11 protein-coding genes and 1 pseudogene are annotated in these 9717 nt (G+C 66.7%); 6 read left to right on the top strand and 6 right to left on the bottom strand.

From position 1 onward, the window contains the following. Window positions 1-352: 352 nt before the first annotated feature. Window positions 353-1270 carry an HNH endonuclease gene (locus ACIWVC_RS33190; protein ID WP_396455057.1) on the top strand — a complete coding sequence of 306 codons (918 nt, stop codon included), beginning with the start codon at window positions 353-355 and terminating at the stop codon, window positions 1268-1270. A gap of 232 nt (window positions 1271-1502) precedes the next feature. Here ACIWVC_RS33190 and ACIWVC_RS33185 read toward each other — a convergent pair whose 3' ends face one another. From ACIWVC_RS33185 to ACIWVC_RS33170, 4 genes and pseudogenes are all read right to left on the bottom strand, one after another. Next, complete coding sequence (locus ACIWVC_RS33185; protein WP_396455056.1) at window positions 1503-1697, bottom strand: DUF397 domain-containing protein; 195 nt, start codon at window positions 1695-1697, stop codon at window positions 1503-1505. Between the two features lie 140 nt (window positions 1698-1837). Next, on the bottom strand, window positions 1838-2026 hold the full coding sequence (locus ACIWVC_RS33180; protein ID WP_396455058.1) for a DUF397 domain-containing protein: 189 nt from the start codon (window positions 2024-2026) through the stop codon (window positions 1838-1840). A gap of 2 nt (window positions 2027-2028) precedes the next feature. After that, window positions 2029-2481, bottom strand: a pseudogene (locus tag ACIWVC_RS33175) (DUF5753 domain-containing protein); the annotation flags it as partial. A 12-nt stretch (window positions 2482-2493) separates the two neighbouring features. Further along, entirely contained in the window at window positions 2494-2844 is a 351-nt protein-coding gene (locus tag ACIWVC_RS33170; RefSeq protein WP_396455055.1) for a helix-turn-helix domain-containing protein, read from the bottom strand. 750 nt (window positions 2845-3594) lie between these two features. Here ACIWVC_RS33170 and ACIWVC_RS33165 point away from each other — a divergent pair. Next, on the top strand, window positions 3595-3999 hold the full coding sequence (locus tag ACIWVC_RS33165) for an ATP-binding protein (RefSeq protein WP_396455054.1): 405 nt from the start codon (window positions 3595-3597) through the stop codon (window positions 3997-3999). A gap of 471 nt (window positions 4000-4470) precedes the next feature. Here the strand turns inward: ACIWVC_RS33165 and ACIWVC_RS33160 are convergent, their stop codons facing one another. After that, window positions 4471-5337: a sigma-70 family RNA polymerase sigma factor gene (locus ACIWVC_RS33160; protein WP_396445590.1), complete on the bottom strand. Its 867-nt coding sequence runs from the start codon at window positions 5335-5337 to the stop codon at window positions 4471-4473. Window positions 5338-5414: 77 nt separating this feature from the next. Between ACIWVC_RS33160 and ACIWVC_RS33155 the strand changes: the two genes are divergently transcribed. Next, window positions 5415-5846, top strand: a complete 432-nt coding sequence (locus tag ACIWVC_RS33155; RefSeq protein ID WP_396445589.1) for an SRPBCC family protein — start codon at window positions 5415-5417, stop codon at window positions 5844-5846. 7 nt (window positions 5847-5853) lie between these two features. Here the strand turns inward: ACIWVC_RS33155 and ACIWVC_RS33150 are convergent, their stop codons facing one another. Beyond that, on the bottom strand, window positions 5854-6795 hold the full coding sequence (locus ACIWVC_RS33150; protein ID WP_396455053.1) for an NAD(P)-dependent alcohol dehydrogenase: 942 nt from the start codon (window positions 6793-6795) through the stop codon (window positions 5854-5856). A gap of 153 nt (window positions 6796-6948) precedes the next feature. On the opposite strand from ACIWVC_RS33150, the gene ACIWVC_RS33145 reads away from it, so the two are divergent. The 3 genes from ACIWVC_RS33145 (at window position 6949) to ACIWVC_RS33135 (ending at window position 9662) form a co-directional block, all read left to right on the top strand. Continuing rightward, window positions 6949-7599, top strand: a complete 651-nt coding sequence (locus ACIWVC_RS33145; RefSeq protein ID WP_396455052.1) for a hypothetical protein — start codon at window positions 6949-6951, stop codon at window positions 7597-7599. A gap of 16 nt (window positions 7600-7615) precedes the next feature. Continuing rightward, entirely contained in the window at window positions 7616-8653 is a 1038-nt protein-coding gene (locus ACIWVC_RS33140) for an XRE family transcriptional regulator (protein WP_396445586.1), read from the top strand. A 142-nt stretch (window positions 8654-8795) separates the two neighbouring features. Then, the gene (locus ACIWVC_RS33135; RefSeq protein ID WP_396455051.1) at window positions 8796-9662 is read left to right on the top strand and encodes a helix-turn-helix domain-containing protein; all 867 of its coding nucleotides are present in this window, start codon (window positions 8796-8798) and stop codon (window positions 9660-9662) included. Window positions 9663-9717: the final 55 nt, after the last annotated feature.

Raw genomic sequence — 9717 nt, 5'->3', positions numbered from 1 at the left:
CCGAACGACAAAAGGCATTAAGCACGTGTCCCACAGCCCGACACCATCCCGCACAAAGCACCGCGGGCGCCAAGAGACTTCTGCCGGAGCGCTTCGGGCTCACGGGCCGCCGCCTCGCGCCACAGCCCGACCTGTCCCAACAGCACGCGACGGCGCCACTCACCAAGCGCTGTCCTCAATAGCCACCCAAGCCATGGCCACTTGGTCACACCCGGCCCAAACCTCAACCTCACAGCGCCCACATTCGGCGCAGGTCTCGACCAGCGCGTACACGTCCCCCTGACCAAGATCGGTCGCGCTCGTGAGGAGGTTGTGCTGGTGTGGCGGGAGGCGGAGTAGTACAAATTGGATCGTGAGCGTAGTGCTGGGCCAGGACTTCGACGGACGTCTGCGCAGAGCTGCGATGGCATGGCTCGACCGGCGATGCACCCCCGACAACCCCGTCGTCCACCGTCATGAACTTCTCAGCTTTACTTTTGAAGGACAACGCTATCCACTAATCGACAACCAACTCGGCATTCGCAAGCCCAAGAACTTGACAGCAGCACTGTCAATCTTGACGACCTATACATCCGACGGGCAACGCGCACCATATGAGGATGCTCTAGGAGACGACGGCTTCCTGCGCTACAAGTATCAGGGAAACCCACAACACTACACGAACAAGGGCCTTGAGGCAGCGTACGAGCTAAGACTCCCGCTCATCTGGTTCTTCGGAGTTCGGCAAGGCGTCTACCTCCCCTTCTACCCCGTCTGGATCATCGCGAACGAGCCAGAACTGTCCCAAGTTGCGGTCGGCCTTGAGCAAGGTCAACTGACCTTGGCGCAGAACGCATCGTCCCTCAGTCCAGTAGAACGCAGATATTACGAACGGCTAAGCAAGCAGCGATTGCACCAGCCCGTCTTCCGTCAGCGGGTCATTGCCGCCTATGACGGAAGTTGCGCAATGTGCCGCTTGCGACACACTTCATTGCTCGATGCCGCGCACATCATTCCGGACAAGGATGACCGCGGAGTTCCGTCCGTGTCGAATGGATTGGCGCTCTGCAAGATCCACCACGCTGCCTACGATGCCAACATCATCGGCATACACCCAAGCCTCACCATCGAGGTCCGCACGGACATCCTGCATGAGACAGACGGCCCCATGCTCAAACATGGCATCCAGGAGATGGACGGTATTCCTCTAAATCTGCCAAGGCGGCGGATAGATCGTCCGAACAGGGACTCAATTGAGCAGCGATACGAAGAATTCCGTGCAGCTGGCTAGAGATGTCCAGGTAGGCGTCTAACGTCTATTGACACATGCACTCAGGCCATACTAGTGATGGCGTTGATGAGACCACGGTGGTCGAGTCAAGGCCAGATGGAAGCGTAAGTAGGGAGGGCACTGCACGGTCATGTCATAGACCACAAGCAGCGTGCCCCAGACGGCAGGGCTGCCGGGCACAGCACGCCAAGCTCGCGGGCCCCTCTGATAAGCCGACGAGCACGCCAACAAGCTAGGGGCGATCGAACGTTCCGTCTTTGATCTGCCGCAGCAGGCCAGCGAACGCCATATCCGTCACTCGCAACTGGCCGCCGTTGGGGTTCTTGGAGTCCCTAATTCCCACACCACCGCGTAGGGCGGCAGCCTCGACGCATGCTGAGTCGTTCGCCCCACCGCTGTAGGAGCTCTTGCGCCACTGCTCAGTCACGGGTACGTGCCTCCGGGGAGCGTTCGACCTGGAGAGTAAAAGCCGTCATCAGCGTGGCCCAGCGCCACCCTTCACCGCGCTGACATCGACGAGTGCGTAGCCACGGCATGAGAGCCGTCACCCCCCTGGCCTTCGGATGCTCATGGGCGGTCGAGTACGCCGTCCTTGATCTGGCGCACCAGAGCAGCGAACGCCGCACGGGGCACCGAGAGGTGGGCACCGTTGGGGTTCTTGGAGTCTCTGACGCTCACCCCAGCAAACACGGCCGCTACTTCGACACATGCCGAATCGTCCGCACCTCCGCTGTAGGAGCTCTTGCGCCACGCCATGGTCATGAGTACTTCTCCAGATACCGCTCGATGAGAGCGCGCGAGCCGTCCTCGCAGAGGGCTTTTGCGCTGATGCGGTCGAATTTAGTACAGAACTCCCTCACCTCGCCTGGACCTTCGATCAAGCGGCCGCCACCTTGGGCACCCGCGTACGCGACGTCCCTGCAGTCCAGACTCATCACCTGGAGATAGCCGTCTGCTCCGAGATGGGCGCCAGCTTCGAATGGCACAACCCTCGCGATGATGGTGGGGACCTCCGCCATCCGGCGGAGATGCTCCAGCTGCGCCTTCATGAGCTGCCTGCTGCCTACGACGGTGGCCAGGACGCTCTCGTGCATCAGAACCCAAAGGAAGGCAGGGTCGTCACGGTCGAGGATGGCGCGCTTTCGCTCGACCCGTGCCGCCTGCTCCACCTCGAAGTCCTTTGCTGTGCCGGCCCGGACGTAGGCCCACGTGTACTCATCGGTCTAGAGCGGGAGCGGGATCACCTGGCCGTGGTAGAGCCGGATCTGGTCCGCCTGCTTCTCGTACTGGGTGTACTGGCGGAACCAGTCGGGGTTGTGCGCCGTCCTGGCGAACCAGAGGAGCAGCTCGAAGAGGCGGCCGGTGCCGAAGTGGCGGTCGATGAGCTTGGCGTGATCCTCGTGGATGCGGTGTCGGCCGGCCTCCATGTTCGAAACAGTCGAGCGGGCCGCACCGATGATCTTTCCCCACTGGGTGAGTGAGAGCCCCTCCTTCTCGCGGAAGAACCGCAGGTAGTACGAGAGCAGATGCCACTGGGAGATCTTGGGGTCGAGCGGGTCGCGAACCTTCGGCATGGCCCCTCCAGTGTTTTGCGTTCCTGCAAGTAAAGGTGAACCTAAGCACACCGCCTCATTCTTGGGAAGCGGAATCGCTGAGCAAAACCCCAGGAAGGAGGCGGCAAACTTGATCACCAGCCCCAGTTGTCCGAATATGTCCGCACTTGATCCAATGGCGGCGCCTAGAAATGCGGGTTCCCTAGCCACCTGTGGCTTGAGCGAGTGCACTTGGATGCCTAATTCGGATGTCTTGTGGCAAATTACGCCGGTAATGGCCGCAAATATATGCTCCAGAGGAGCATGCCGCTGGTGGCTCGGCGGACACAACGCCGGCGTCCATCCCGTTGTCTCGGATGCCGTCTCCGTGGCGGAGGCGTGATGGTGCTAGCGGACGCGACCACCCCCATAGACACCAGACCCATCCTCCGCGCCGAGATTCGGGATCTGGAGCGGCGCTTCGGCGTTGTGGCGTGGTTCGGCTTTCACACGCGCCGGTGGTGGGCGCTGGTCGAAGGCAGTCTCGTCGAGGCCGCCACCCCGGCCGGTCTCGCCGACACGGTCATGGCGGTGCGTGGCACTGCGGGTCGCGCTTCTCACCACGTCCGCATGTGGGGAGCCACAGCGAGCGGCACAGGCTGTGCCGGGTCGTCATCAGCGCGTTCGTCGTCGCGTTCGCTTGCCACACCGACGTCGCCACGGGCACAGGTGGCCGGACGCGCGCCTGGGGGTCATGACGGATACGGGAGGTGGGAATCGGTGAGCGGCCGCATGGAGGACGAACAGATGATCGTCCAGGTGGGTGACCTAGAACTGCTTGTCTGGTGCGCGGCCAAGCAGGCTCCTGGGGCTGCACGGGAGTTCGTCGGTGAGTGGTTCCAGGAGCGGGGCATCGAGGACGCCTTCACCGCGCAGTTGATTGTGTCCGAGTTGGTCACAAACGCCCTTCTGCACGGGCAGCCGCCGATCGTCGTCCGCGTGGTGAGGGACGAGTCGGACGGGCGGCCTGTCGTCGAGGTCGAGGACCGAGGTGACGGAGTGCCCTGCGTCCTACCGGAGAGTGACACCGCGATCAGTGGACGCGGACTCGTCTTGGTTGCCGCGCTTGCGCTGGAGTGGGGCACTGATCCGCTGGCCAAGGGAGGGAAGGTCACGTGGGCGAAGTGCGCGCTCTGAGCGTCCGAGCCGAACGTCAAGTACTCCGCCTGCGGACTCGGCTGGGCAAAAGAACCGCGATTCGCCACTTGGACGCGCTGGCCATTGCCCTCCAGCAGCAGGGATGGCGCTTCATCAAGTTCTATCGACCCGAGGAGTTCCCCACGCCACTGCCCATGCTGTGGGTACACGCTGGTTTCTCGAAGGCTCTCGGAATCGTGATCTCCGTTCGGGCAACTCCTGGCGGGACGTGGGGCTATTACGAGACGCTGCGCGGGAGGCAGGGGTACTTGTGGCCTTGCGGGGACGCGAAGTCGGCGGCCGAGCGGGGTGATCGGCTCCTCAAGCACCGGGTGTTCCCAGGCACTTGGTAGCCCGGCCCCATGTCCTCCCCCACGACTGGCGCCCGCGGGATGGCCGCGGACGCGCGGCCATCCCGCCGGTGAACCTCGTCTGGGACGCGTTCGGGGCGGCTGTTAAGGGCCGGGCGGGTCAGGGGGTGTCAAAGAGGGTGGGGTCCAGGGTGGCCAGGCGGGATGGGTCGGCGTAGATGTCGAGTTCGGCGATCTTGTCGTTGACGACGGTGAAGGCCATGACGGCCAGCGGCTCGTCCTCGGTGGCCACGACCAGGCCCGCGGCGCCGTTGATCAGGGCCGGGCGGGCGAACTCCGCGCGGAACGAGAACGCGATCGCGCGCTGGGCGATCGTCCTCGCGCCGCGGAGGTGCAGCAGTTCGCCCTCGGCCTCGGCGCGCAGGACGATGTCGGGCGCGAGCGTCGCGACCAGGGCCTCCAGGTCGCCGTTCTTGGACGCGGTCAGGAAGGCGTCCACGACGGCGCGTTGGCGGCTCATGTCCGGGTCCGGGACGGGGGCCGAGCTCACGCGGCGGCGGGCCCGGCTGGCGAGCTGCCGCGCTGCCGCCGGGGTGCGGTCGAGGATGCGGGCTATCTCGTCGAACGGCATCTGAAACAGGTCGTGCAGGACGAAGGCCAGGCGCTCGGCGGGTGTCAGCGTGTCGAGGACGACGAGCATCGCGACGCCCACCGCGTCGGCTAGGAGGGCCTGTTCTTCCGGGTTGTCGTCCCGGGTGATGAGCGGTTCGGGGAGGCGCGGCTCGTCCAGTGGGTCCTCTCGGCGGGACCTCCGGGAGCGCAACATGTCGATGCAGATGTGCGCGACCGTGGTCGTCAGCCATCCGCTGAGGTTCTCGATGCGGTCGCTGTTGGTGCCGGACAGGCGCAACCACGCATCCTGGACGGCGTCATGCGCCTCGGCCGGTGAACCGAGCATGCGGTACGCGAGCGCCACCAGACGCGGACGATCAGCCTCGAATCGCTTGGCGAGTTGTTCGTCCTGCACGGTCACATCCCTTCCGTCGGCTCCGTCATACCCAAGACGGATGGCTCGCGACGAATGTGACCGTCCCGGGAGGAGACATGAGCGCCTTCGTGAACAGCATCGAGATCAACCGGCCGGCGGACGAGGTGTTCGCCTACGTGGTCGACCCCGCGAGGTTCCCCGAGTGGCAGCGGGACGTGGTGGACGTGCGCGTCGAGGGGGACGAGGTCGGTTCGCGCTTCACCACCGTCCGGAAGATCGGCGGGGCCGAGAGGTCCATGACGCAGGAGATCACCGAGAACGCGCCGCCGCGCACGTGGGCGGCCCGGGGCGTGGACGGGCCGATCCGCCCGAACGCCACGGTGAGCGTCGAGGCGCTCGGCGCCGGGCGGTGCCGGGTGACCTTCGGGCTCGACTTCGACGGACGCGGCATGGCCTCGGCCCTGGTGCCCATGGTGCGGCGAATGGCCGCGAAGGCCGCGCCCGCCAGCCACCAGCGGCTGAAGGAACTGCTTGAGAGCACCGCCTGACCGCGCACTACAGGACGATGACGACCTTTCCGCTGGCGTGGCCTGTCTCGATATGGCGTAGGGCGGCCGGGGTCTCGGCGAGCGGGTAGGTCTTGCCGATGACCGGCGTCAGCTTCTCTGATTCCAGGAGTTCGGCTAGTACGGCCAAATGCTCGTGGTTCGCGGTCGCGACGTACCTTCGCAGTTTCTGGCGGGTGAAGGGCGAGAGCAGGAGCGGCTGCATCAGGCTGCCTCTGCCGTTGTTGCGAATCAGGGCTCCGGTCGGTGTGAGGACGCGTCGGCAGTCGGCCAGGGAGTGGTTCTCGATGTTGTCGAGGATGACGTCGTATCGCTGCTCGCCCGTGGTGAAATCCTCTCGGGTGTAGTCGATCACCTGGGCGGCGCCGAGTGACCGCACCAGTTCCGCGTTGTTCGGGCCGCACACGCCGGTCACGTCCGCTCCATACGATGCGGCGATCTGTACGGCGAACGTGCCCACGCCCCCTGAGGCGCCGTTGACCAGGATTTTCTGCCCCGATTCCACCGCCCCCACGTCGCGGATGCCGCGCAGGGCCGTGACCGCTGAGGTCGGTACGGCCGCCGCCTGCTCGAATGTGAGCCCGGCCGGCTTCAGGACGAGCCGGTCCTCTCGCGCGCACGTGTACTCGGCGCACGAACCGCTGGACGTCCCGAACACCTCGTCACCCGGCTTGAACCGCGTCACGCCGTCGCCGACCGCTTCCACCTCGCCGGCCACATCGCCGCCCGGAATGCCACGCCTCGGCTTGCGTAAGCCGACGGCCAGGCGGATTGGCAGCGGCTCACCCCGCACGGTGAAACAGTCGCCTATATGAAGCCCGGCCGCCCGTACGCGGACCAGCACTTCCTTGGCCTTGGGCTGCGGCCTATCAACTTCTTTGAGTTCCAGGACGTCGGGTGAGCCGTAGGTCTCGTGGACGATGGCCTTCATTCGGTCTCCGCGTTGCTCTCCGGGCACGTCACGTAAGCGGGACTGCAACCGGCAGCACGCCGGCCATTCATGTAGAGCAAACCCGACGCGCCTGACCTAGGCAAGGCCACGCAGTGCGGCTCGAATGTCGGACGTCCTGCCTACAGTGGACGCGTGGCTGAAGACCGAGTTGCTTGGGACGAGCTCTTGGCGGCGGGTTTCCTGCATGGCGCGCGGGAGGCCCACCGCGAGGCGACGCTCGCCCTGTTCAACGGGTTGAGCCGCGCGGCGGGCTTCAAGGAGCGGACGTACGGCGTCGGCGCGTTCGAAACGCTGGCGCACCACCTCGACCGCGTCTTCGCCCGCGGCGAGCCGGCGAAGCAGGTCGTCCGGGACGATCTGAACGGCTCGCCCGGGTGGCGGTACGGCCGCTACCGCATCCTGCTCAAGCGGCACGAGTTCGGCAACGTCCAGGGCATCCGGTGGGACCGGGCCAGCCCCACCAAGCAGGCCGTCGCCCAGCAGGGCTACATCGAAGACCCGCAGCTGGTGCTCCCGCTCGGCCTGGAGCCGCACGACACGCCCGGCGTCGTCACCCTGGTCCTCGCGCACAGCGCCACCGAAGAGCCCCTTGAAATGGAACTCTTCCTGGGGCGACCCAGATGGAACGCCGACGGCGGCACCGCCTGGCACTGGGTGAAGCAGCTGGACGACACCCTCGGGCCCGATCCACGTCGTAAGCTCGTCGAGCGAACGTTGCCGCTCTGGGACGACAAGGAAGACGACGTCCCCATGCGGCTTCGCGGGGAGACGAAGACGGCCTAGCAAAGGGTGGCGCAGGGTGCTGTTCGACTGCGAGCGGCTGACGCTGGCCCGGCGGCTCAGAGGACTGCGCAAGAACCAGCTCGCGGAAGTCGTGGGGACGACGCCGAAGGCGATCGGGCGGTACGAGGCGGGTGTCCAGCGGCCGGACGAGACGACGGTGAAGCGGCTCGCCGTCGCGCTCGGCGTCCCGGTCTCGTTCTTCCGCGGCGGCCGCAGCCCCGTCTCCCTGGACGGCGCGCACTTCCGGTCGCTCCGGTCGACCACCCAGATCGAGCGCGACCAGGCCCTCGCCTACGGGCGCATCGCCACCGACGTCGTCGCCGCCCTCGAAGACCTCGTCGACTTCCCCGAAGTGGACCTGCCCGAATACCCGGTCTCGCCGGACGAGATCGCCGGCCCCGGCCCCGTCGAGGCGGCGCGCCTGACCCGCAAGGCGCTCCAGCAGCAGGCGGGGCCGGTGCCGCACGTCGTCCGGCTGCTGGAGAAGCACGGCGTGATCGTTCTCGTCCTGCCCCGCGCGGCCGAGCGCGTCGACGCGTTCAGCGTGGGCGTGCACCCGCGGCCGATGGTCTTCTTCAACCCGGCCAAAGGCGACTACTGGCGCAACAGGTTCGACGCCGCCCACGAGCTGGGGCACCTGGTCATGCACGCCGACGCCGAACCCGGCGAGAAGGTCGTCGAAGACCAGGCGCACCGGTTCGCCGCCGAATTCCTCATGCCCGAGCAGGACATCGCCGCCGAACTGCCCGGAACCCCCGACTGGGACCGCCTCGCCCACCTCAAGACGACCTGGGGCGTCAGCATGGCGGCGCTCCTCTACCGGGCCCGCACGCTCGGCGTCATGCGGGAGACCGCGTACCGGAACGCAATGAGCGCGATGAGCTCGCGGGGCTGGCGGAGGCACGAGCCCGGCCCGGCGCGCCCGCTGGAGCAGCCCACGATGCTGACCCGCGCGATCGAGATCGTCGGGCAGGCCGGCACCGGCCGCGACGCGGTCGCCGAACGGGCGCGGGTGCCGCGGAGCGACCTGGACCTGCTGGTTCCGGCGCGGTGAAGTTGCACCGGAAATGGTGCCAAATGCCCAGGCCACCGGCCCGCCGGGTTACATACCTCTGTCCGTAGGTTTCCTGCACGCCCATGCGCGCCTGTGAGAACCTCCGAGAGTTGCCAGGACGCACGGAACCGCTGGAGATCTTGTGCTGGACAATCGGCAGGCCGGCCCGACCGCGCTGCGCATGCAGATCGGGGCGCGGCTCCGGCTGATGCGCGAGAGCAAGGGCATCGGGCGGGCCGAGGCGGGACACGCGATCGGCTCGTCGGCGTCCAAGATGAGCCGGCTGGAGCTGGGACGGCAGAGCTTCAAGATCCAGGACGTCCTGAAACTTCTCGACCTGTACGGCGTCCACGACGAGGAGGAGCGCGCGGCCTTCGCCGGGCTCGTCCAGGAGGCGAAGAAGCCCGGCTGGTGGCAGGGCTACGGCGACGTCCTGCCGAGCTGGTTCGAGCAGTACCTCGGGATCGAGCAGTCGGCGCGGACGATCCGCACCTACGAGGTGCAGTACATCCCGGGCCTGTTACAGACGCGCGAGTACGCGCGGGCCGTGATCGGGCTCGAACACCACGACGCCCCGTACGACGGGCTCGAACGGCGCCTCACCGTGCGGATGACCAGGCAGGAGATCCTGCACCGGCCGGTCGGCGCGGCGCGGCTGTGGGCGGTGATCGACGAGGCGGCGCTGCGCAGGCCGTTCGGCGGGCCGGACGTCATGCGCGGCCAGCTCGAACACCTCATCGCCGTGTCTGAGGGCATGAGCAACGTGCGGCTGCAGGTGCTGCCGTTCTCCGCGGGCGGGCACGTGGCGCTCGGCGGGCCGATCACCATCGTCCGGTTCGCCGAGCACGACCTGCACGACGTGACCTACCTGGAGCAGCTGACCGGCGCCCGCTACCCCGAGGGGGACGAGGCCGCCCGCTACCACGAGATCATGGACCTGCTCGCCATCCGCGCCGCCCGCCCCGCCCGCACCACCGCCTTCCTCAAAGACCTCCTCAAGGACTTCTGACCCCGTCCCCGGTTCCGTGACCTCGCGCCGCGCCCGCGACATCCGTCCTCGCGGC

Origin of the sequence: Actinomadura sp., assembly GCF_044508335.1 — a bacterium.
Classification (GTDB): Bacteria; Actinomycetota; Actinomycetes; order Streptosporangiales; family Streptosporangiaceae; genus Spirillospora.
Note: the sequence above shows the minus strand (reverse complement) of the source record. Positions and strands in the feature narration are given on the sequence as shown.

Excerpts from the sequence above, each read along its gene's own strand:
- ACIWVC_RS33180 (WP_396455058.1), bottom strand. The coding sequence starts at position 2,026 with ATGGCGTGGCGCAAGAGCTCCTACAGCGGAGGTGCGGACGATTCGGCA.
- ACIWVC_RS33170 (WP_396455055.1), bottom strand. The coding sequence starts at position 2,844 with ATGCCGAAGGTTCGCGACCCGCTCGACCCCAAGATCTCCCAGTGGCAT.
- ACIWVC_RS33165 (WP_396455054.1), top strand. The coding sequence starts at position 3,595 with ATGGAGGACGAACAGATGATCGTCCAGGTGGGTGACCTAGAACTGCTT.
- ACIWVC_RS33155 (WP_396445589.1), top strand. The coding sequence starts at position 5,415 with ATGAGCGCCTTCGTGAACAGCATCGAGATCAACCGGCCGGCGGACGAG.
- ACIWVC_RS33150 (WP_396455053.1), bottom strand. The coding sequence starts at position 6,795 with ATGAAGGCCATCGTCCACGAGACCTACGGCTCACCCGACGTCCTGGAA.